This window comes from Pseudalkalibacillus sp. A8 (assembly GCF_045920555.1).
Lineage (GTDB): Bacteria > Bacillota > Bacilli > Bacillales > Fictibacillaceae > Pseudalkalibacillus.
In genome coordinates this window covers 5,646,683-5,670,019 of record NZ_CP174509.1, presented here as the reverse complement: position 1 = coordinate 5,670,019, position 23,337 = coordinate 5,646,683, and the positions used below count along the sequence as shown (strand labels likewise).

The window sequence follows — 23,337 nt, the reverse complement described above, 5'->3', positions numbered from 1 at the left end:
TAACTGTCCATCAGTTGGAAGTGCTACTGATGGACAGCTCCAATTTTAATTCAAGCTTTTACCGATTCTTTTAACGGTGCAGGATCAATACTTTGATCATTTGCAGTCAAATCGATTCCATAGTCTTTGGCAAAGACCATGTGTGTTTCAGCAAGAACTCCCTCTTTATTTTCATCTAGCTTGAATACTCTTGCGCCGCGGAGCCTGTTTTTTTCAGCTCCTGAAAGGCCATATGTGCCAAAACCAGCGCTGCCTCCATAACCAAGTAGAACTCCGTAATAATTGCCCGAGTAAGTATTAATATGGTCATGGCCGCAAAAGACCCCCTTGACATCGTTTCTCTCTAATATGGCTGAAAACATGCCGCTGTTAATCGGTCCTGGGCATTCGTCTTCATTTCGTTCTCCTACAATATTGTGTTTTTTCACAGCTGCTTCATGGTTAGCAGCTGTTCGTCCGTCAACACTTCCATACCACATAAAACGATGCTCCCATAGAGGAATGTGAATGAACATGAGTGAAGGTATTTTGCGATCAAATCTTTTCTCTAAACTCTTAGAAGTTTCATAATACCATTTAACCTGGTTCATTCGAAGCCAATCCCAGGTAGGATAGCCTTCAAAATCCTGACCGGCAATAGTTTTTGGGGCATATCTTCCGCTGTCAAGCAGCCAGAGGTTGAACGCTACTTTTTTACCCTTGGAATCATTTATGAGCAGGTTCATGTTTCCTGTTCCTGTAATATCTTTTTCTCCAGGTTGGTTCATATTGTATTTGTAAGACATATAGATTTTTAGCATATCTTTCTCGTCAAGACCGCTGTTAGGAGTTGAATCTTCATCATGATTTCCATAGGTAATTGCCCATTTGATTCCTCTTTTCTCCATCGGCTGGGCAACGTTGTTAATTGCTTGTTTCATCTCAAGAGCTGTGTCGCAGCCACCGGTAATATTGTCGCCATTGAGCACAACAAAATCCGGTTTTTCTGTATCAAGCACTTTCTCCATTAGCTGAATGGTTCGGCGGTCAATACGCTCATCATCTTGTGTGTCATTAAACTGTACGATCTTGAACTTTCCATTTGGATTAAATTTCAGTTTAGCTTCGTCCTGCGTTTTTGCCTCGGCTGTACTGGTTAAAAAATCAACTGGAAATCCTGTTGTTCCAAGTGTCAAGGCAAGTGTACTCAGCCCGCTTATTTTTATAAAGTTCTTTCTGTCCATCTTTCTGACTGAATTTTGATTACTCATATAAAAGCCTCCCAATCCATACGCAATTTTTTAAAAGTAAAGCATTTGATAAGTAACGAAAATACAATTCTGATAACAACATAAAGAGCTAATTGTAAAACAGAATTATGTCGCCCGTATCCCTATCATTCTTCTTACTTAATCGTAGGATAGAAATGTTGATAGATTATAAATATTGAGTGAAAAGTAAGTAAAAAAACCAAAAATAAAATGAAAAACGATAGATATTTCCTCTTAAAACCAAAGAATTTTTTCAAAAAACTACTTCAATATGAGGTTTAAATCCCTATTTTTGAATGGGCTTTTGATAAATTTACAAAATATTAATATTTTAGTTAATGTTTTTTTATGTATTTCCTATCATTAAACAGATAAATCAAAACAAAACAAAATGATAAGGGGATAAGGTTTCGACTATCGAAAGACAGAAAGTCATCATGAGAGAGCTTGAAATTAAACATAAGATTGGTGTTGTCGAATTGGTATCGAAACTAAACGTCACTCCTGAAACTATACGAAAAGATTTGAGTGAACTTGAAGCTCTCTGAGTATCATGATTCCATTTGAATATAAATTGTATTTAGTGGAACAAAATCAAGGTTCGCCCGATAAAAATATTGAAGTGGGCAAACCTTTTCTAAATCAAGACCGTTTACATCTGTAATGACTTTGGTTTCTTCATGCCTTTTTTCCTAAGAAGGAGACTATAAAGCCTCGATCCATTCATGCCGACAAGCCAATCAGATATTTAATCTTACAGTCTAATCTATAAATTTCTAGAACATTATTTAGAAAAGTTATTCTTTCAGTATTTATGTGACCTGAATAGTTTTTGAGAACCAAAAGGAATTCTAGGCAGGTTGTCTTTTCACTGGATAACCGGCCTTATGCAATTCTTTTTGAAGGAAACGTTTTATCTTTTTTCTTCTTCGACGTGCTTTGGGAGTCATCTCACGTCACCCTTTCTCTGAATTGGTTTTTTCCAGACTTTCTTCAACTTGCTGACTAAAGCCGTATTCATCCTCTGAAAACCAATCAACAGCGCTAACCCCTCGCTAACTGTTACAACTTTCTGTGTAGGGCTATCCCTTAGTAAGTTTTCATAATGATCCCCCCTGGACAGAATGGATCCTAACCTTCGTACTTTTAAGATAAAAGGAGAACAAAATTCGTTCAACCATAAAAATGTACAAATATCCTTTGCCACATTTTATCCTTCGTTATTTCTTTAATAAGTCTGGAAAAATTTCAATCTTTTAAAAGATTTCTCCTTATTTCGTTGAATTAGAAAAATCACAAATGATAAATGTGATTTTCATTCAAACATTTGATTGAAACCCAAAACTCCTTCATAACAACCTCTCGATAGCCTCAAACAAACATTTGATTGACCAAACGAAAAAATTGTCGCCACAATTTCAAAAAGTGCCTGGCACCGATTTGTAGTCCTTGTGCCCCAATGTTTCTCAAAATGTACCAAGCAAACACTCTACTTTACCCACTTCCCAATTAGTTAAATAGTTTTGATTTTATTTGCCTTGAAAAGTTTGCAGGATATAGTAACTTTCCTATTGAAGATATGGTGGGTTGAATACAAAAGAACAATAGATTTGTTGGAGTTTTTTGTAAGATTACTCGATTTAGGAAGGGAGGGGCTAAGTCCATTCCCTCTAAATTTACTATATTTACATAATTATAGGAGGATGTTACATAATGAAATTGAAGTTTAACCTAACACATAGCCTTAAATTTCTATCAATCATTCTACTAGGGAGTCTAGTATTTTGGCCAACGTCAACAAATGCACATGAGAGTGTCGTAGATCCATATCAAACCTACACATACTCTGAGATGGTCCGAGATATTAAACTATTAGCCGAAAGACATCCGGGTCTTATCAACTATAAAGTGATCGGGAAGAGTGAATACGGCCGTGATATTTATGCAGTATCGGTTGGAAAGGTAAAACCAGGCGGGCCTTCAGTATTTATCAACGGCTCCCATCATGCAAGAGAGTGGCTGACTACAAACCTGAATATGTACATGATCGACCAATATGCTCAGGCTTACCAGGAAAATGGCACAATCGATGGATATAATGTAAAAGAGGTTCTGGATAAAACAACAATGTGGTTCGTTCCGATGGTTAATCCGGATGGCGTCACGCTCCAACAAAGCGGCTTAGATGCCTTCCCGGAAAGCGTACATGACGACCTAATCAGAATGAACGATGGCAGTACGGATTTTACCAGATGGAAATCCAATGCGAAGGGCGTTGACTTGAATCGAAATTACAATGCTGACTGGAAAAACATCCAGGATAATCGCAGTGAACCAAGCTGGGCTTTTCATAAAGGAGTAGCGCCACACAGTGCGTCTGAAGTCAGGGCAGTCGTCAATTTCACAAAATCGATCATGCCTGAAATCGCTGTTCCTTATCATAGTGCAGGAAAAGTAATCTATTGGTATTTTAAACAATCAGGCGGCCAATATGACCGTGATCATCGAATTGCAAAAGAGGTCGGGAGCATCACCGGTTATGAACTTGTTTATCCTGGGCCAAACCCATCCGGTGGTGGAATGACAGACTGGTTCATCAGCAAATATCAACGCCCGGGTCTCACCATGGAAATCGGAAACTATCCTGGCCAACGTCACCTGCCAATTTCAGAGTTCGATCCAAGCTGGGAAGAAAACAAAGCAGTACCTTTATATGCCGCAGAAGAAAGCTATCAACTGTATGAGGCAAAATTCTCAACGAATAAATAATTTATAAAGGACTAACTCCTAAACACTCATCTGTATACCGGATAATGGACACTTTTATAAAAGTCCACTATCCGGAAAAGCTCGAAGAACTAGAGAGGCAGGCGAAGAAGAAGAAATAATAACGACATCAGTGAAGTTTGAACTCATTGAGGCTACAATGCGCAAACATAATATGAAAGGTATGATCAACTACCTTTGTAAATTGGCATCTGTAAATCGGAACAGTTAATGGAAAGAGAACAGGAAGATGAGGAAGATTTCAAGCTAATCAAGGAAATACATGACTCCAAATACGGGAAATCGGGTGGACGAGGTATCAAAATGATTCTTGAAAATGAATACGGAGTTGTCATGAACCTCAAGAAGATTTATCGGCTTATGAAGAAGTTCAACCTTCAAACCAAGATTAGACGTGTCCGCCCTAAAAAGGATTCAGTGTACCAGACGATCTCTCGGTAGTAGGCTCTGATGAAATTCTCCCAGGAAGTTCCCCGTTGGAACTGCAAAAGAAATGACGATCAACCATTTTTGTTACGAACCTACGAAGGATTCTAGTAGGTAAAAATTGAATTATAGTGATTTAACGTCAGAAAAATGTTTAGTAAAAAAGTTAATCATTTTTTACAAAATTTTTTGTGGCAGGTCTCTCATCTGGATCTGTCAATAAAGGAGCTATGTATGACTAAAAAAATCACTTTTCTCGGAGCAGGCAGTGCTGTATTCGCAAAAAATGTCTTAGGGGATTGCATGTTGACGCCAAGTGTCCAGGGGTTCGAATTTGCCCTCTATGATATTGACACACAACGATTGAAAGACTCTGAAAATATGCTGAACAATCTTAGGGTGAGCCTTGGCGCCGATGTTGTTATAAAGGCATATTCAAATCGGAAAGAGGCGTTGAGGGGAGCGAAATATGTGGTCAACGCCATCCAGGTTGGTGGCTATGAACCTAGTACAGTCATTGATTTTGAAATACCTAAGAAGTACGGCCTCCGTCAGACGATCGGCGATACGATCGGAATCGGCGGCATCTTCCGGGCGCTTCGAACCATTCCTGTCATGCTTGATTTTGCAAAAGATATCGAAGAGGTATGTCCAGACGCCTGGTTTTTGAATTATACGAACCCTATGGCATCGCTGATGGGTGCTATGCTGCGTTACACAAATGTAAAAACCGTGGGGCTTTGTCATAGCGTGCAAGTAGCAGTTCCGGGACTGTTTAAATCTCTTGATCTAGATACGGAAGGCGTTCAGTGGAAAATTGCCGGTATCAACCATCTGGCATGGTTGTTGGAAGTGACGAAAGACGGTGTAGACCTCTATCCGGAAATCAAAAGACGGGCAGCGATCAAGCAGCAGGAAAAACATCATGACATGGTCCGCTTTGAGTTGATGAACCGGTTCGGCTACTACGTAACGGAGTCTTCCGAGCACAATGCCGAATACCATCCTTACTTCATCAAAAAGAACTACCCTGAATTGATCGACCGGTTTAATATTCCGCTTGATGAATATCCACGCAGGTGTGTCAATAAAATTAAAAATTGGGAAAGCATGCGCGAAGATATCGTCAACAACAAGAACCTTACGCATGAACGCTCTCATGAATATGCTTCTTATATCATTGAAGCAATGGAAACGGACACGCCATTCCGTCTCCATGGGAACGTACTCAACAAAGGAGGTTTGATCAGTAACCTTCCGACAAAGGCGGTCGTCGAGGTACCATGTTTAGTTGATCGCAGCGGCATTACGCCATGCTATATCGGAGACCTCCCAGAACAATTAGCTGCATTGAACCGCACCAATATCAATCCTCAGCTATTGACGATAGAAGCAGCTATAACCGGTAACCGGGAGCATATTTATCAGGCAGCGATGTTAGATCCGCACACTGCAGCAGAGCTGTCGATTGATGACATCGTTTCCCTCTGCGATGAACTTATTGAAGCACATGGTGACATGCTGCCAACGTTTGAAAAACAAAACGTACAGGTTTAAGAAAGCTATAAAGTCCAGTGCAAGACACGAGATCTGCCAATTTTACAATTTCATTCGAGCTGGAAGAAAATAAATCTATGCTGCAGATGAAAGCTATCAACTGTATGAAGAGAAATTTTCTATAAATAATATAAAAAGGACTAACTCCGAAGCTACAAGTAGGGGGGTTAGTCCTTTTTATGTGTTTTAAACAAACGTTTGATTTAAATTACAATTCCTATCACACTAACCTTTCCATCTCCTTAAACAAACGTTTGATTGACCAAACGCAAAAATTGTCGCAATATTCTCGTTACCAGGCATCTCAGATGGTGCCTGACACCGTTTTGATTCCCTTGCGTCTCAACACTTTTCAAAGTGTACCAGGCACTGGACAAGAATCTGCTTGTGCCAAGGTGTCACTTTAAGAGGTAATTTCAATTATTTAACGTCCCTCTGAAAGAAATCTCCCACTTCTAAACGGAAGGTACGACAGCACCAGTGAAAGTGGGAGATGAATTTCGGTAAGGCGTAGCCTAAAGTTGTCAATTTTTAAGTGCCCCTTATTTTATCGGCTGTTTATCTGAATAATAATTGTAAGCCGTAAAATCAAGGTTTTGAACACCAAAATAATTTTTTAAGGCAACCATAGCTCCACCAAGTGAACATGCGCTCTTACCAAGTTCTGAAGAAATAATTCTGTCATAGTTGTTCATTCGTGAGGTCAAGCGTTGTTTAACCTGGTCAATTAAATATTCGTTATTATTAAGGATATGTCCATTCAGAATAACCGTTTCTGGATTAAATATGTTAATTATATTGTTTAATCCAATGGTAACATTATCAAGGAATTCTTCTATTAATTTTGGATAACTGTTAAAAATATCATCAACTTTTACGTCTTCAATTTCATTAAGATCCAACCCCTGAGCTTTAAGTTCCTTCAATAAAGCCTTTTCGGAAGCATATAACTCCCAGCAACCTTTATTGCCACATGTACAAGATCTTCCGTTCCGCTCGATGGTCATATGACCTATTTCACCAGCAAATCCATGAAATCCACGATATATTTTACTATTGTGAATAATACCTAATCCTATTCCAGAGTACATAGTAATACAAAACAAATCGGAGATTGATGATGTATACACCTGCTCTGCATATGCACAAAGATTAGAATTATTGTCAATGAAAACAGGTACATTAAATTTACTTTCCAAGTCAAACTTGATTGGAAGCTTGGCTAATCGCATTTTCGGTGTGTAAATTATTTTGTCATTGTTAGCTACAATTCCGTGAATCCCTATCCCTATTCCAATAAGTCCAATTGGTGTGTATTTGTTATCAAAAATACTAATAACATTTGTTATTTCAGATGTAACTAACCTTATAATATCTTCAGGGTTATCACTTTTGTGGTTTACCCGTTGGGTGTAAATAGAACTGCCTAATAGATTGGTGACTTGTATCTGGATTAAATTTTCGTCTATATCAACTCCTATGGCATAACCACTCTCTCTACTAATTTCAAGAAGAATAGGCTTTCGGCCTCCACTTGAAACATCCGACCGTTTCTCAATGATCAAATCTTCTTTCATCATTTGTTGAACTTGGGCCGATACTGTAGATTTATTTAATCCTGTCATACGGGCAAGTTCACTTCTAGAAATTGAACGGTGTTTAATAATTTTTTCAATTAAAATTCTTCGGTTTAAAGCCTTAATATAAGTAGAATCGCCTGTACTCATCTAATATCTCCTTTCAAAGAGTACTTGAAAATAAAAGCGGTTTCATTTACTATAATACCAATAGTTTGTTGTGTAGACAAACAAAGTATTTTGAAAGCGTCTACATTTATATGAGAGGAGAATGAAAGCAATGAAAAAGTGGTTATCGATAACAATGGTAATAGCAGGCTTATTATTATTGACGGCTTGCGGGAATTCTGGATCACAGACGGGCGATGATAAACAGTTGCGTTTAGCTCATAATCTTGGCGAAGACCATCCCGTACATAAGGGATTGGAAAAGTTCGCTGATAATGTAGAAGAAAAAACAGACGGTGAAATAACTATTAAGATCTTCGCTAATGGCGTTCTAGGAGATGAAAAAGAAGTACTTGAGCAATTACAAAATGGCTCGGTTGATATGACTAAGGTTAGTGCAGGGGCTTTAGAAAGTTTTTCTGACGAATATAAAGTTTTCTCTTTACCGTATATTTTTGAAAGCGAGTCTCATTACAGAAAAGTTATGGAGTCAGATGTTACAAAAGATATCTATCAATCTACTAGTGATAAGGGATTTATAGGATTGACCTATTTTGATTCAGGGGCTAGAAGCTTCTATACCAAGAATACTCCGATAAAATCCCCAGAAGATCTAAAGGGTATGAAAATTCGTGTAATGGACAGTCCTACTGCTATCGAAATGGTTAAATTGTTAGGTGGTACACCAACCCCAATGCCATATAGTGAAATTTACACTGGTCTACAACAAGGAGTAATAGACGGTGCTGAAAGTAATCCGACTGCACTTACTACCGGTAAACACGGTGAAGTGGCTAAGAGTTTCTCTTTTAATGAACATACGATTATTCCAGATATCGTAGTTATTAATCAAAATACTTGGGATAACTTAACTGATGATCAAAAGACTGCTTTTGAAGAGGCAGCTCATGAGGCGACAGAATATCATACAAAACTTTGGGAAGAAGCAACAGATAAGGCTGTAAGTGAAGCAAAGAATATGGGAGTAGAATTTCATAAGGTTGAAAAAGAGCCATTCATTAAAGCGGTAAAACCACTACATGAAGAATTTATGAAAAATAAGGACTTAGCAGAGATCATGGATAAAATTAAAGAGATGAAATGATTTTTATAGAAGGTGCTCATTCTAGGAGTGCCTTCTCCTGTTTATTCAAAAGATTGGAATTTTATGTATCTATTAATGATCCAGACTTAAGTAGAAATCGAGAACTAATACAAAAGAAAGGTAACCAAAAAAGATATTAAAAATATTTTGGGAGTGAAAGGAGAAGAAATTGTGGTTATAAAAATCAAACGTATCTTGGATGGGTTAATTCTTTCTATTACGGGATTCTTTACCTTATTGTTATTCCTAGGAGCTATTTGGCAAGTTACTAGCCGGTATTTATTAAATACGCCTAGTACTTTTACTGAGGAGCTGCTCCGTTTTTTGCTAATTTGGACATCCATTCTTGGAGCAAGTTATGCGTTTGGATCCAATCAACATCTAGCGATTACATTCCTTAAAAATAGGTTAAAAGGAAAAAATAAATTAGTAATTAGAATCATTAATGATCTAGTTATATTTGTATTTGCTTATCTCATCATGATTCGAGGCGGAATGGAAATAGTAGGAACCACCATGGTTCAAAAAACTCCAATTTTAGGTATTCCAATGGGGATTGTTTACTCCATACTTCCTATCAGTGGGATTATAATCATCATTTACAAACTACTTCTTCTTACAGAGTATAGGGAAAAAATTCCAGTAGGGGAGGAACAATGATATGGACATGTCTTTACAAGCCGCTTTAATCCTCTTTGGGGTCTTCTTTCTATTATTAGCACTTGGTGTGCCGATTTCAGTAGGTATTGGAGTTGCTTCTTTCGTTACAGCATTGACCATTGTTCCTATGGATATTGCCATATTTACTGCAGCGCAGAAAATGGTGCAAGGGATTAATAGCTTTACCTTGCTTGCAGTTATTTTCTTTATCCTTTCTGGAAGTATTATGAATAATGGTGGCATAGCTATACGATTGATCAATCTAGCAAAACTGATTGGGGGGCGTTTACCTGGTTCCCTCGCCCATACTAATGTAGTTGGGAACATGTTATTTGGATCAATCTCTGGTTCAGCAGTAGCCGCAGCTGCGGCTATTGGAAAAGTCATGACTCCTCTTCAAGCAAAAGAAGGTTATGATAAATCCTATTCTGCTGCTGTTAACATCGCTTCTTCACCTGCGGGTCTATTGATCCCGCCAAGTGGTGCTTTGATTCTATACTCACTGGTGAGTGGAGGTACATCAATTTCTGCCTTATTTATGGCAGGCTATCTTCCAGGAATTCTTATGGGTTTAGCAGTTATGAGTATCGCATTTATTATGGCTAAAAAACAAAAATATCCTGTAACTGAGCGTCCGTCTTTTACTACAGGAATAAAAATTGTAATAGATGCAATTCCAAGTCTCTTGATGATTGTTGTAGTGATCGGTGGAATTGTAGGTGGAATTTTTACCGCTACTGAAGGGGCTGCAGTGGCTGTTCTATATTCAATTGTACTCTCTGCTATCTATCGTGAGATCAAGTTGAAAGACATTCCACAGATTTTAAAAGAATCCGTAGTAATGACTGGGATCGTACTCTTTTTAGTAGGAGCTTCTTCCATAATGTCTTGGGTGATGGCTTTTACAGGGATTCCAAGTGCGATTAGTGAGTTATTGTTAGCATCATCAGAAAACCCAATTATCATTTTACTGATCATGAATCTAATACTATTAATAATTGGAACATTTATGGATTTAACCCCAGCGGTTCTTATTTTCACACCAATCTTCCTGCCAATTGCTACAGAAATAGGGATGGATCCAGTTCATTTCGGTATCGTTCTAGTATTCAACCTATGTATTGGTATTATGACTCCACCTGTTGGGAGCTGTTTATTTGTGGGATGTAGTGTAGCTGATGTTTCAATTGAATCTGTTTTGGGTCCACTTACGAAAATATTCATAGCTCTGATCGTGGCGTTATTACTGGTCACATTCATTCCATCGATTAGTTTGGCTATACCACGCTTGATCGGTTTATTGTAACGAGGGAGGCTATTGCATTGATTACGAAACCAAGATTTCAACTCGTCATTGATCAAAAAAATCATCTTACATTCGTTTCTAATAATGAAAAAGTAGATTTATATATATTGGAAGAAGATATTTTTCGAGTTTTTATACCTAATGATGAAGATACAAGACTAGATCAAACTTGGACAGTTGCACCTGGAATGGAAGATGTACCATACGAAGGCAGGAATCGATTTGACCTTACTCCATTCAGCTTACCTTCATACCAGGTTGTAGAACTTGAAGACAAAGTGGAAGTGTATACAAAGCATTTAAAGGTGATTGTCTGGCTGGATGGTTTTCATCTTGACTGGCTTACAAAAGTAGAAGAAACCTGGGTAAAAATAGCTGGCGATCGTAAGACTCAAAGCTATAATTTCGGAAAAAGCTTAGGTAATTTTCTCTATCACTATATGGAACGGGAACGTAATGAAAAATATTACGGTTTAGGTGAAAAAAGTGGGTTAATGAATCGCCATCACAAACGCTATCAAATGAGAACCATTGATGCAATGGGATATGACGCTGAAACAACAGACCCCTTGTATAAGCATATTCCTTTTTACCTGGTGTATAAGCCAGATGCATCAATATCTTATGGGATTTTCTATGACAACTATTCAGACAGTGTCTTTGATATGGGGGCAGAGCTTGATAATTACCACGGGTTGTATCGTTATTTTCAAGCAAAAAAAGGAGATTTGGATTATTACTTCATTCTTGGACCGCGTATCAAAAAGGTTGTCCAACGCTATACCTGGATAACTGGAAAAACAGTTTTACCTCCAAAGTGGAGTCTAGGCTATTCAGGGTCTACAATGACCTATACTGATGCTCCCGATGCCCAGGAACAATTAAAGAAGTTTGTTGATGAGTGTCGTAATAATGATATCCCATGTGATTCATTCCAGCTTTCCTCGGGTTATACATCGATTGGTGACAAACGATATGTATTTAACTGGAACCACTCTAAAGTTCCGGATCCGAAACAAATGAATGACTATTTCCATAAAAATGGAATCAATGTCTGTGCTAATATTAAGCCTTGCCTCTTAGATGACCATCCCCAGTATCACTGGCTCAGTAATAAAGGATTGTTTGTTAAAAATAGGCATGGAGATTCTCCCGAGCTTTCTCAATTTTGGGATGCGCTAGGTTCATATCTGGATTTCACAAATCTAGAAACAATTAATTGGTGGAAAAAGCAAATTAAAGAAACATTGCTTCACTATGGCATAGACTCGACATGGAATGATAACAACGAATATGAAATTTGGGACGAACAAGCCTGGGTGCATAATTTCGGAAAAAAATTATCAGTCCAATACCTAAAACCCATACAAACTTTGTTAATGATGAAGGCTTCTTTCGAAGCGCAGCAGGAATATCAACCTGAATTGCGTCCCTATTCTATATCCCGATCGGGAGGACCTGGCATGCATCGATATGTTCAAACTTGGTCTGGCGATAATTATACAGAATGGAAAACCATTAGATACAATTTGAAAATGGGTCTAAGTCTAAGTATTTCAGGCATTTATAATTTTGGCCATGATATAGGTGGCTTTGCAGGAAAAGCACCTGAACCTGAATTGTTTATCCGGTGGATTCAACATGGGATATTCCATCCTCGTTTTACCATTCATTCTTGGAATGAAGATAAAACAGTAAATGTTCCATGGATGTATCCAGAGTATGGAGATACAATTAGGAGTTTGATGAAAGAAAGGGTTAAATGGATCCCTTATTTATATCATTTGTTGTACCAAGCACATGAATATTACCAACCGATTTTGTCACCTATGTTCTATCATTTTCAGGATGATAAAAAAACATTTGAGGAAAATGATGACTTTATGGTAGGTGAGGATTTATTGATTGCTTCCGTCATGGAACGAGGGCAAAGAAAAAGAGGTGTTTACCTACCAGAAAATCTGCATGGATGGTATGACATCAATACAGGGATATGGTATGAAGGCGGGAAAACGGTACAGGTAGATGCCCCTCTTAATGTAATTCCAAAATTTGCACAGGCGGGAGCAGTGCTGCCTATTCGTGATGGAAAGATCACCTTCCAAAATAGTGAAGATGAAATGCGTGGGTTGTTACTATATCCACCTCCAAACGAAGGTAAGACCATTAAGAAAATTTATGAAGATGATGGAGTTTCTTTAGATTACAAAAAAGGCATAAATTCCTGGATCATTGTAGAAATTGAATCGACAAAGAAAGTTGTAGAAATAAACATCTGCATTAACGGTGATTACCAACTACCGTATAAATTTATAAATCTATATTTTCCAAAGACTGAGTATCGAACCATCATTGTAAACAATAGTGATATTGGTAAAAACAAGCACTATCGATTGCAAATTTAGGACTAACAGAAAGGCGGGACTGACAATGCAAACATTTATAAACGATGATTTTCTTCTAAGTAACGATTATGCCAAAGAATTATATCATCAATATGCAAAAAATCTACCGATTATAGATTATCACAACCACCTTCCTCCAAGTGAAATTGATAGCAATAGAAAGTTTAAAAATATTTCTGAAATTTGGTTGGAAGGAGACCATTACAAATGGAGGCTATTACGAGCTAACGGCATTGAAGAGAAATTCATTACTGGCCAAGCTACAGCTAAAGAAAAGTTTATGAAGTGGGCACAAACGGTCCCTAATACAATCGGGAATCCGTTGTATCATTGGACCCATTTGGAATTACTTCGTTACTTTGAAATAGATGAATTATTAAATGAAGAAAGCGCAAAAAGAATATGGGACACTGCTAACGAGAGGCTACAAGATGAAAGTATGCATGCGCAAAATCTGCTTATTAAAAGCAAAGTTGAATTCGTCGGTACCACTGATGACCCTACTGATGATCTTTCATTTCATGAATCAATCAGAAACTCTAATTTTCCGATAATGGTCGCACCATCTTTTCGTCCAGATAAAGCATTAGACATTCAATCAAAGTTTTTCAATGATTGGTTAACTAAGTTAGAGGAAGTCACAGGAACTAATGTAGATAAATATAATAGTTTCTTAGAAGCACTTTCTCAGAGAATAGAATATTTTAATGAGCATGGATGTCGAGCCTCTGATCATGGGATAAATGTAATGTTTTATGAAGAGGGGTCAGAAAATGAAGTAGCAGATATTTATGAAAAAAGTCGCAGAGGGTGCACCCTTACCGAAAAAGACGTGAAACAATTTAAAACTTATACCTTACAATTTCTTGCAGAAAAATACTATGAAAAGAACTGGGCGATGCAATTTCATCTTGGACCCCTGCGTAATAATAACACCAAAATGTATAAAGAGATTGGTGCTGACAGTGGTTTTGATTCCATTGGAGATCAATTGTTAGCCGATCCGCTTTCTAAATTTCTAGATTCTTTAGAAAAAAATAATATATTACCTAAGACAATCCTTTATTGCTTGAATCCACGTGATAACTATATCTTGGCGACAATGGCTGGGAATTTTCAGGATTCTAGTATACCAGGAAAGGTACAGTTCGGGACGGCATGGTGGTATAACGATCATATTGATGGGGTGACCAATCAAATGAGTATCCTATCTAATGTCGGATTGATTAAACATTTCATTGGTATGTTGACTGATTCTCGATCGTTCCTATCATTTTCAAGACATGAATATTTCCGAAGGATTCTTTGTAATATATTGGGACAATGGATCGAAAAAGGTACCATTCCCCCAGATATTCCACTGTTAGGAAGGTATGTTAAGGATATTTCCTATTTCAACGCAAAAAGATATTTCGATATATGATGGGTGATTTCAATGGAAATGAGTTTTCGATGGTACAGATTTAACGATCCTGTAGATCTGGGTTATATTATCTTATTTTTCCCCTGAAAAAACCTTTTGGTGTTGGATCAGGGATTATTAAACATTCTGTGTTTTTGATCTTTTCACCAAACCGAATGATCTAGCTTAAGGAATCAACGGAATTACATAGACGTTGAAATTCTTTAAAAGTTCTTTTACTCATGATTAATTCCTCGTTCTCTCCATTTGTTTTGATTTTTAACGGGTTTTCTGTTTACTAAAAGTGTCCATTATCCGGGATACAGTTCAAAATTTGGTATGCCCCATTGAAAAAACCTATTGACATACTGGGAAATTTAAAGCATAATAAGATTTATTTTTATAAGATTGGTAATGACAGGGACGAGTAGATAGCTGTTTTGGGATGAAAGAGAGTGGAATTCAAGGGCTGGAAAATTCCATCATTTACAGGCTATTGAACCTACCCCTTGAACTGTTTGGTGAATAACCTGACCGTTGATTCCACGTTACGGGATTTTGAGTGGGCATCTCTTGATTTTATGCCAAACAAGGTGGTACCGCGGATAATAGTTCTTTCCGTCCTTTTGCATCTCTGATGCGAAGGCTGGGGAGAGCTTTTTTATTTAATCGAGACAGATAAAAGTTTAAGGAAAGGTGTTGGACAGGATGGAAAAGAAGCGAGTTGTTGTCAAAATTGGCAGTAGTTCATTAACTAATTCTTTTGGTGGGCTAAGCGAGGGAAAACTGGCTGAGCACACAAGAGCAATTATACAATTAATCAAAAAAGGTCATGAAGTACTTTTGGTTTCCTCCGGGGCAGTTGCAGCTGGCTTTTGTGAGATCGGTTATCCTGTCCGACCAGTCACTGTTTCTGGGAAACAAGCGGCAGCTGCTGTTGGGCAGGGAAGGCTGGTTCAATCGTATACAAAAATATTTAAAGAGCATGGCATTGTTTCAGCTCAATTGTTGTTAACAAAAAATGACTTTATTCAGAAAGAACAGTATAACAATGCTTACGGCGTTTTAATCGAACTGATAAAACGATCCGTCCTTCCAATTATTAATGAAAATGATTCCGTATCAATTGAAGAACTAACGTTTGGTGATAATGATATGCTCTCCGCTCTTGTCAGTGGTCTTGTCCATGCCGACTTTTTGATTATCTTGACGGATATTAATGGATTATACAAGGAGGATCCAAGGATTAATCCACTGGCCGAACGCTATGACTTTCTTCCAAAAATTACGGAAGATCTTTTACATCAGACACAAAGTACTTCTGGTTCTAAATTTGGCACAGGTGGTATGAAATCCAAATTACTGGCTGCTCAGACTGCTTTAGCACTTGGTGTTAATGGGTTTATCGGAACCGGTTCAGGGCAAGACAAATTGCTTGATATTCTGGATGGGAAAGGAAATGGAACTTATATAGGAAATTCATCGGCACACATGGTAAAAAAAACAAAACAATGGCTTGCGCTTCATTCCCAAGTTAAAGGGAAGATCATCATTGATGATGGCGCTGTCTATGCGATTGAAATGGGAGGAAAGAGTCTTTTACCTGCGGGAATCGAACAAATTTACGGGGCATTTGACGCTGGTAATATTATTGAAGTTTTCAATTTGAAAGGAGAAATCATAGGGAAAGGTCAAACGAATTACTCTTCAGATGAATTAAACAATATAAAGGGAATGGAAAGTCGAGCAGCCATGCAAAAGACTGGAAGAAGCAAGCCAGAAGTCATTCATCGTGATCATTTCGTACAAACAATAAATGAGGCCATAACATAAAGAGCTTACTACGAGGTGAGTAAGGAGGATCCTTGACAGTTCCATTCAAAGAACACCTAGTAAAAAAAGATAAAACGATTCCTGTGCTATATCACCGTAAGAACCAAAGTAAATTAAAAGATTACTTGTGACGGCGAAAACGGATAACCTTAAGGGAGTACATTGGATCGAAATGTCGTTTGCCTTGGCTGAGGTAAGGGAATTTATCCCTAACCTCTCTAGGTTATTAGGAGGGATGTGTAGGAAACTAAACGATTTGCTATGTCATGGTAGGGTATACAATATGAAGTTTTTTTACTAGAAACGTTTTTTGAGACTTTGATTGTTAATGGTCGACTATTCCAACGCTCCAATTTTTACATATAAATAGTTAATATAAATCTTTTTTAAACATTCCTACATATTTTTTTCTATTAACAATTCACGTATCATAACAAAATATCCAACTTTAGAATGGATCAGTTTAATCTATTTATCCTGCATATAATTCTTTGAATATATGGGTTAATAACAAAAACTATACACTTATTAAAACTTCTATAAAATGTGGAATTTTCCTCTGATTAATCATAAGAGCACCGTAAGTTGTTGGAGTCTAAGAACATCTTAAATATTACGAACCCCGAACTATTTCTACTACTTAAATCATTAATTACCAATTTAAACATTTTTAATTAACATGAGCTTTAGGTAGTTTTTTACAAACATCGTTTCATTAATTCAACTTAAAACGGAGATTTCTATACTACCAGTTATCGTCTTTCTCATATCCTAATTCAATCAAGAGATTCCCTGCTACACGTTTGAAATGACTCTTGATTTCATCATCAAATTCAATCTCCCAATTTCCAGATTGTCCATTACGAAAAGTCGGTGATTTTAATGGATTTACGTTGTTTTGCATTTGTTTAGATAACACATTAATATTACGTGAATTATTTTCGATATTCAAAAATCGGATGATTTTTACTAGTTGTTGGTGTAGGGAAGATGGGGATTCGATAAGACTTTCATAAGATATTGGGAGAACATAATCCACATCTCTCCATGGCGTAAAATGACGATACCATGTGTTGATGTCACCTCTAAAAGTATAATCTGTTTTGAAACCGTTGATTATGGCTAGACATCTTTTTTTGATATTCAGATTGTTTTCTGTAAAATAACGATATGTTGGTGTACCCTTTAACTTCATAAAGAAATAAGCATAAGAAACCACAATATCTCTAGGGTCTCTATAAAGAAAGATCTGCTTCAAGTTAAGTGACCTGAAAAGTTGTTCATAATCCTTTGAATAGTGGATATGACCATTAGAAAAGTTGTTAGGTGGCATTTTTGAAAGTATCGTTCGATGTTCAGGTAATTGATGAAGAACACCAGGATAAATGAAATCGTAATGGTTAAGGGAAGGTATACCTTCAAGCAATGGTCTTAAAAGATGTGTCCCACTTTTAGCTATGGAATTTGCAAAAAATGGTTGGATGAGCCTTTGGGGTGGATTTGTCATTTGATCACTACCTCCTTAATTAGAATAACTATTTGTTGAACAGCCCTTTTTTCATGATTGGACAAACCATCGAAAAACATTAAATAGAGACATAGTATTCAAAAATACAAAGGATTAATGCAGGGTAGACTGTTCCGAAATGTATAAGAGATATAGTTGGGGGAGTAATGATAGTCCTTGTTAGAAAAGCAAAAGAGGATAATATCTCCGAAATGAAAGAAAACACATACCAATAGACCTACAAGAACGTTTTTTAAGTTGGTTAGATGAGTCTAAGAAAAGTAGAATACAATAATTAAAAACATTGAAGTAACAGGACCGTCTTGTTGCCGTGTGAAAAAAGCTGCTTCCAATTTTCAACATAAATATGTTAACATATTTATGTTTATGGTTAACATATTGGGAGGAGACACGAAAATGATTGTAAGAAATGAAAGATTAAGAATGTTAATTTTATGTTCTATGTTCGCTGCCATTACCGCTGTATTAGCTCAAGTCGAGATTCCATTACCTATTGTACCAATCAGTGGACAAACACTTGCGGTAGGACTTGCGGCAACGATTCTAGGCAGTAGATACGGAGCTATATCCATGGTCTGCTATGTAGCCCTTGGAGCAGTTGGGTTACCTGTTTTTGCCGAAATGAAAGCTGGGTTTTCCGTACTTTTTGGCCCTACAGGTGGATACATATTTGGATTTATTTTAACTGCACTTGTAACTGGGTTCATACTGGAGAAAACATCATTTACGCTTAAGATGGGTATGATTGCTAATACGGTTGGAATGATCGTCACGTTATTGATGGGAACCATTCAATTAAAACTCGTACTAGATTTTTCATGGTCTGAAGCATTAGCTGTTGGAGCCTACCCTTTCATTGTGGTGGGACTTATAAAGGCATTTTTAGCAAGTTGGATTGGAATTACCGTGAGAAGGCGATTAGTACAAGCGAATATGCTTCAACTGAAACAGGATATTGATGCATAAACAATAAAACCGGCCATTCCCTGCTCTTTAGGAACTTGGGATGGCCAGTTCAAATTTAAAATGGAGAAATTGGGCTTTTTTCATTACTCCATAAACACGCCCGATCGTAAATAAGGTTAGCCAGTTTATTTTACTGGTTGACCTTTTTTCATGAGGTCTTATGATATCGGTAGTCGGGGTAGAACGTAGCGCCCGTGGAACAAGATCCCGTCAGCAAAACTGTTCGCCTACTTGTATAAACATGTTTCTGGCTGGTTGGGACATTGATCCCATTTAACAAGCGAACCTATGACATTACAAGGAGCTTAGGGGTTACCGACTAATTTTATTTTAGAAGGAGATTGATAGATGAATCCAGTGTTTCAAAAGGAGAGAGGGAGGTACAAGCTTTTTTAGATAATGGAAAACTTTATCGTAAAAGCTTTAGTATTAGACATACATTGGATAGGTTAGATAGCTTATTAGATTACTTGGAAGAGGTTACGAAAGTATAATGCTCGGACTTAAATGAAGAAATAGGGTATATTGATCATTTATTTTAATCTAATCTTAAGCAGGCGGTCGTCTCCTGGGCGCGGGCTTCCACGGCCGTCTGTGTTATTGGTGATTACATAAAGGTTATTATCCTCAATAAGAATGTCACGCAAACGTCCTTCCCCTTCAAAAAATGTTTCAATATTTTTGATTGAAATCGAAAATTTCAAGATTTGCTGTCCTCTTAATCCAGCTACATAGATTGCGTCACGGTGTACAGATAAACCTGAAGGAGCCCAGGTATCGTCACCGGATTGATAAAGTGGAGACACCATGTTTGGACTGGTTTCATCTCCGATGATTACCGGCCACCCGTAATTTTTTCCCTTTTCGATTTGATTGATTTCATCATGGGCTGCAGGTCCATGCTCCGAACTGTACAGATTGCCGTTTTCTGCAAAGCCCAGTCCCTGAGGGTTGCGGTGTCCATAACTGTAAATATACGAATTTGGAAACGGATTGTCGGAAGGGATCTTTCCTTCGAGAGTCATTCGGAGAATTTTACCGTGTAGAGTCTGAAGATCTTGCGCCTTTTCCGCTTCCCTTGCATCCCCGGTTGTAACGTATAAATGTCGATCCGGGCCGATCTTGATGCGTCCGCCATTATGAGTAATGGATCCGGGAATTTTGTCAAGCAACACTGTCTTTTCCACCCAGCCCTGACGGGTTTCGGTGATTTGAATCACCCTGTTCAAGATATTCCCATTTTCCTGAAAGGTATTCCCATTTTCCTGATAGGTATGGTAAACATAGGCATTCCTTGTTCTATGAAAATCAGGAGCTAACACCATCCCCAGCAAACCGCCTTCTCCTTCATGGTGCACTTGTCTTGTCAGTATCAGTTTTTTCCTGTTCATGTTTTTCTTATTAATTTGAACGATTGTTCCTGCACGTTCGGTAATGTAAAATGAATTTCTTTGTTTCGTAATCGACCAGGGGATCTGTAATTGGGTGGCGATCTCTTCCCTATCTGTGTTCCTATTCTGTGAAACAATAATGGATTCAACCTTTTTGCAGTCGATTATTATAATATGTCCATTGGAATCAATTCCTTGGATGCAACCATTGATAGGATTGAATTTTATAAAAGTTAACGTAATAGTATTAGAGCTAGCTAATGAAACAGTAATAGAAGTTCCTTTTTCTATTCTGCTAATTAATTTACATAGACAATTATCTAATGATTTCACGTCATTTCTCCTTTCTTTATTATCATATAACAGAATATGCAAAGAACAAACTTATGGTATGGGCAATTTACGGAGAGGAATATTGTCAAATGTAACTACCAGCAAACACTTCAATTCTACTATCCTGAAAATACACTTCTACAATGCAATAAAATGGAAATCTAAAGATGAAACAGCTAATTCATTTTTAGAAAAGGAGGACAGTGCCTGTTCCCTTGATAATAGAGGTTTTATCGGATGAAGAGGCTCCTGTATGCAATCCCTCCAACAAGTATTAAGAGCATGTTTTGATCAATCTTTTTTTAAAACACGCTCTTTCTTTTTGTTCGATAATCAAGGTTATTATCATTAATTTGATCAATCTTATTCCAAAGCTATAAAAGTTGGATGTGCAAAATAGCACTTAATATGCGTAAGTTGCCTCCTAAAGTGATAGTCTATGAAACAACTCATCCGTTTTGGAGATTATATCCGCCTTTTTACTCAAATTTAGAGAAATTATTCATATTTCTGAAAATTTGTGATATTATATCGGTAACAAAATCTGGGAGGGGTTGTATGGAGGTTGCTTTAGCGGAATTTGTTTTTTACAGCACCGTGCTTGAAAGGGAACAAAAAGTGACTTTCCTGTTCCCTGATCTATTCATAACGGAAGGGGATGATTGTTGCCTGTTGTTCGTACAAGACGGGGAAGATTATTTGCAGTTAGGTCACTTGAAAGAACAGTTTTCGGAACTGCTAAAACAGAATGAAAATCAGTTCCGCGACATTGCCATGATCCTTATTCCACCAGGAACCTCAAATGAACGTTATCAGTTTTACCATCCAGAAGGTGAACACCACACAGCATATCTTCAATTTTTCCATCAAGAATTATTGCCATTCACACGAAACAACTTTACCCAACAAGGAAAACACATAAAGAAAATGGGTTTGCTCGGTGATTCCCTTGGAGCTACTGTAAGCATAGCGCTTGCGCTTCAAAAACCATCAGTATGGACGCATCTTTTACTTCAATCAACAGCGATCGAGGCCACACTGATTCAAAAGGTGAAAGAGATGACCCGAGAAAACTGGAACGTCTATCAAGTGTATGGGGCGTATGAAGATGGTTTTCAATCCCAAATCAGTGGGAAGACGCTTGACATCACCACGAACAATCGAAAGCTGGTGAACGCCTTCCGCTATGCAAATGCCAACCTTACATACTTTGAAGAAAACGAAGGCCATCTATGGAGTTTTTGGAAAGACGATTTGAAAAGGGCGTTGACTTATTTCGCTCAAAACTAATTCCAATGTAAAGAGGGGATATTATGAAAAAGTTTTCGTTGTTTTTATCCATGTTGATTGTTACAGCACTCCTTATTTCGGGGTGTAAAAGTGCTGAGACTACGAAAGATGATAAACAAGTGGAAATCGAGTTCTGGACCATGCAGCTTTCACCTACATTCGATGACTACATTAACGGTGTTATTTCAGACTTTGAAGAAGAAAATCCAGATATCAAAGTAAAATGGGTTGATGTCCCGTGGGCAGATATGGAGAAGAAAATATTAGCGGCTGTCGCTTCTGAAACTGCTCCTGATGTCGCGAACCTCAACCCGCAATTCGCTTCTAAACTAGCAGAATTGGACGCCTTGGTTAATATGGACGAAATGGTAGATGAAGAGAAGCAGAATGAGTTTTTCGAAGGGGTTTGGAAATCGAACACGTTCAATGATAAGACGTTCGGCATTCCATGGTATCTCTCTTCACAAGTGACGATGTATAACACGGAAATTTTCAAGGAAGCGGGTCTTGATCCTGATTCACCTCCTAAAACCTTTGATGAGTTGAAAGATGTAGCAAAAACCATCAAAGAAGAAACAGGAAAATATGCTTTCTTCCCACCGCTTGATGCCAGCCACTTGCTCGAAACGCTTGTCATGATGGATGTGGACCTGACGAATGAGGATATGACAAAAGCGGCTTTCAATACACCTGAAGGCGTCAAAGCTTTTGAATTTTTCGTTGACCTTTATCAAAACGACTTGATTCCGCGTGAAGTCCTCACAGAAGGTCACGGAAAAGCGATTGATATGTATCAAGCTGGCCAGCTCGCCATTTTAGCTTCTGGACCTCAATTTCTGAACAAAGTTGAAGAGAATGCACCTGATATATTAAAAGCAACGAAATCTGGACCGCAGATCACCGGGGCATCAGGCAAAAAGAACACGGCGGCAATGAACCTCGTCGTACCGAAACAAAGTGAACATCAAGAAGAAGCAGTCAAGTTCTCTCTTTTTATTACCAATGCTGAAAACCAGGTTGAATTCGATAAGATCGTTCCAATCCTCCCATCAATTGAAAGTGCGTTAGAGGACCCATATTTCAATGAGCTGCCTGAGGATCCTACACCGATTGATGAAGCTAGAATCGTATCTGCGGAACAATTAAAAGAAAGTGAAGTATTAGTGCCGCCTATGGAAAATTATGAAGAGCTGAAAACATCGATCAATGAAGCTTTACATGCTGCCATGCTCGGAAAAATGACGTCAGAAGAAGCAGTAGAACAAGCTGAAGCTGAGTGGAACGAGATCCTCTCTCAATAAGGAAGAATACAAGGGGAATCTCCTTCCCCTTTCTCTTTTTTCTAAACAATTT

17 protein-coding genes and 1 other annotated feature are annotated in these 23,337 nt (G+C 37.8%); of the genes, 13 read left to right on the top strand and 4 right to left on the bottom strand.

Annotation, left to right across the window (positions count from 1 at the left end; genetic code table 11):
- Positions 1–50 precede the first annotated feature (50 nt).
- The gene (locus tag ACJROX_RS28355; RefSeq protein ID WP_408008513.1) at positions 51–1,250 is read right to left on the bottom strand and encodes a metallophosphoesterase family protein; all 1,200 of its coding nucleotides are present in this window, start codon (positions 1,248–1,250) and stop codon (positions 51–53) included.
- Positions 1,251–1,666: 416 nt separating this feature from the next.
- Between ACJROX_RS28355 and ACJROX_RS28350 the strand changes: the two genes are divergently transcribed.
- From ACJROX_RS28350 to ACJROX_RS28335, 4 genes are all read left to right on the top strand, one after another.
- Positions 1,667–1,798: a DeoR family transcriptional regulator gene (locus tag ACJROX_RS28350; protein WP_408011816.1), complete on the top strand. Its 132-nt coding sequence runs from the start codon at positions 1,667–1,669 to the stop codon at positions 1,796–1,798.
- A gap of 1,165 nt (positions 1,799–2,963) precedes the next feature.
- Positions 2,964–4,019, top strand: a complete 1,056-nt coding sequence (locus ACJROX_RS28345) for a M14 family metallocarboxypeptidase (RefSeq protein WP_408008512.1) — start codon at positions 2,964–2,966, stop codon at positions 4,017–4,019.
- Positions 4,020–4,247: 228 nt separating this feature from the next.
- The gene (locus ACJROX_RS28340) at positions 4,248–4,478 is read left to right on the top strand and encodes a transposase (protein ID WP_408008511.1); all 231 of its coding nucleotides are present in this window, start codon (positions 4,248–4,250) and stop codon (positions 4,476–4,478) included.
- Positions 4,479–4,697: 219 nt separating this feature from the next.
- Positions 4,698–6,020, top strand: a complete 1,323-nt coding sequence (locus ACJROX_RS28335) for an alpha-glucosidase/alpha-galactosidase (protein ID WP_408008510.1) — start codon at positions 4,698–4,700, stop codon at positions 6,018–6,020.
- 542 nt (positions 6,021–6,562) lie between these two features.
- Here the strand turns inward: ACJROX_RS28335 and ACJROX_RS28330 are convergent.
- Positions 6,563–7,747, bottom strand: a complete 1,185-nt coding sequence (locus tag ACJROX_RS28330; RefSeq protein ID WP_408008509.1) for an ROK family protein — start codon at positions 7,745–7,747, stop codon at positions 6,563–6,565.
- 130 nt (positions 7,748–7,877) lie between these two features.
- On the opposite strand from ACJROX_RS28330, the gene ACJROX_RS28325 reads away from it, so the two are divergent.
- From ACJROX_RS28325 to proB, 6 genes are all read left to right on the top strand, one after another.
- Complete coding sequence (locus ACJROX_RS28325; RefSeq protein WP_408008508.1) at positions 7,878–8,870, top strand: TRAP transporter substrate-binding protein; 993 nt, start codon at positions 7,878–7,880, stop codon at positions 8,868–8,870.
- A 153-nt stretch (positions 8,871–9,023) separates the two neighbouring features.
- The gene (locus tag ACJROX_RS28320; protein WP_408008507.1) at positions 9,024–9,530 is read left to right on the top strand and encodes a TRAP transporter small permease; all 507 of its coding nucleotides are present in this window, start codon (positions 9,024–9,026) and stop codon (positions 9,528–9,530) included.
- A 7-nt stretch (positions 9,531–9,537) separates the two neighbouring features.
- On the top strand, positions 9,538–10,836 hold the full coding sequence (locus tag ACJROX_RS28315) for a TRAP transporter large permease (RefSeq protein ID WP_408011815.1): 1,299 nt from the start codon (positions 9,538–9,540) through the stop codon (positions 10,834–10,836).
- A 17-nt stretch (positions 10,837–10,853) separates the two neighbouring features.
- A complete protein-coding gene (locus ACJROX_RS28310) occupies positions 10,854–13,241 on the top strand; it encodes a TIM-barrel domain-containing protein (RefSeq protein ID WP_408008506.1) in 2,388 nt (795 codons plus the stop codon).
- Positions 13,242–13,266: 25 nt separating this feature from the next.
- The gene (uxaC, locus tag ACJROX_RS28305) at positions 13,267–14,664 is read left to right on the top strand and encodes a glucuronate isomerase (RefSeq protein WP_408008505.1); all 1,398 of its coding nucleotides are present in this window, start codon (positions 13,267–13,269) and stop codon (positions 14,662–14,664) included.
- A 384-nt stretch (positions 14,665–15,048) separates the two neighbouring features.
- Positions 15,049–15,272 (top strand) — a binding site (T-box leader).
- Positions 15,273–15,351: 79 nt separating this feature from the next.
- A complete protein-coding gene (gene proB / locus ACJROX_RS28300) occupies positions 15,352–16,476 on the top strand; it encodes a glutamate 5-kinase (RefSeq protein ID WP_408008504.1) in 1,125 nt (374 codons plus the stop codon).
- A gap of 745 nt (positions 16,477–17,221) precedes the next feature.
- Here the strand turns inward: proB and ACJROX_RS28295 are convergent.
- On the bottom strand, positions 17,222–17,983 hold the full coding sequence (locus ACJROX_RS28295) for a sulfotransferase domain-containing protein (RefSeq protein ID WP_408008503.1): 762 nt from the start codon (positions 17,981–17,983) through the stop codon (positions 17,222–17,224).
- A gap of 417 nt (positions 17,984–18,400) precedes the next feature.
- On the opposite strand from ACJROX_RS28295, the gene ACJROX_RS28290 reads away from it, so the two are divergent.
- Positions 18,401–18,970: a biotin transporter BioY gene (locus ACJROX_RS28290; RefSeq protein WP_408008502.1), complete on the top strand. Its 570-nt coding sequence runs from the start codon at positions 18,401–18,403 to the stop codon at positions 18,968–18,970.
- Positions 18,971–19,503: 533 nt separating this feature from the next.
- Here ACJROX_RS28290 and ACJROX_RS28285 read toward each other — a convergent pair.
- On the bottom strand, positions 19,504–20,694 hold the full coding sequence (locus ACJROX_RS28285; RefSeq protein WP_408008501.1) for a PQQ-dependent sugar dehydrogenase: 1,191 nt from the start codon (positions 20,692–20,694) through the stop codon (positions 19,504–19,506).
- 558 nt (positions 20,695–21,252) lie between these two features.
- Here ACJROX_RS28285 and ACJROX_RS28280 point away from each other — a divergent pair.
- On the top strand, positions 21,253–21,984 hold the full coding sequence (locus ACJROX_RS28280) for an alpha/beta hydrolase (protein ID WP_408008500.1): 732 nt from the start codon (positions 21,253–21,255) through the stop codon (positions 21,982–21,984).
- 23 nt (positions 21,985–22,007) lie between these two features.
- Complete coding sequence (locus ACJROX_RS28275) at positions 22,008–23,285, top strand: ABC transporter substrate-binding protein (protein WP_408008499.1); 1,278 nt, start codon at positions 22,008–22,010, stop codon at positions 23,283–23,285.
- Positions 23,286–23,337: the final 52 nt, after the last annotated feature.

Excerpts from the sequence above, each read along its gene's own strand:
- ACJROX_RS28280 (WP_408008500.1), top strand. The coding sequence starts at position 21,253 with ATGGAGGTTGCTTTAGCGGAATTTGTTTTTTACAGCACCGTGCTTGAA.
- ACJROX_RS28315 (WP_408011815.1), top strand. The coding sequence starts at position 9,538 with ATGTCTTTACAAGCCGCTTTAATCCTCTTTGGGGTCTTCTTTCTATTA.
- ACJROX_RS28275 (WP_408008499.1), top strand. The coding sequence starts at position 22,008 with ATGAAAAAGTTTTCGTTGTTTTTATCCATGTTGATTGTTACAGCACTC.
- ACJROX_RS28290 (WP_408008502.1), top strand. The coding sequence starts at position 18,401 with ATGATTGTAAGAAATGAAAGATTAAGAATGTTAATTTTATGTTCTATG.
- ACJROX_RS28335 (WP_408008510.1), top strand. The coding sequence starts at position 4,698 with ATGACTAAAAAAATCACTTTTCTCGGAGCAGGCAGTGCTGTATTCGCA.
- ACJROX_RS28325 (WP_408008508.1), top strand. The coding sequence starts at position 7,878 with ATGAAAAAGTGGTTATCGATAACAATGGTAATAGCAGGCTTATTATTA.
- ACJROX_RS28355 (WP_408008513.1), bottom strand. The coding sequence starts at position 1,250 with ATGAGTAATCAAAATTCAGTCAGAAAGATGGACAGAAAGAACTTTATA.
- ACJROX_RS28295 (WP_408008503.1), bottom strand. The coding sequence starts at position 17,983 with ATGACAAATCCACCCCAAAGGCTCATCCAACCATTTTTTGCAAATTCC.
- proB (WP_408008504.1), top strand. The coding sequence starts at position 15,352 with ATGGAAAAGAAGCGAGTTGTTGTCAAAATTGGCAGTAGTTCATTAACT.
- ACJROX_RS28340 (WP_408008511.1), top strand. The coding sequence starts at position 4,248 with ATGGAAAGAGAACAGGAAGATGAGGAAGATTTCAAGCTAATCAAGGAA.
- ACJROX_RS28345 (WP_408008512.1), top strand. The coding sequence starts at position 2,964 with ATGAAATTGAAGTTTAACCTAACACATAGCCTTAAATTTCTATCAATC.
- ACJROX_RS28330 (WP_408008509.1), bottom strand. The coding sequence starts at position 7,747 with ATGAGTACAGGCGATTCTACTTATATTAAGGCTTTAAACCGAAGAATT.
- uxaC (WP_408008505.1), top strand. The coding sequence starts at position 13,267 with ATGCAAACATTTATAAACGATGATTTTCTTCTAAGTAACGATTATGCC.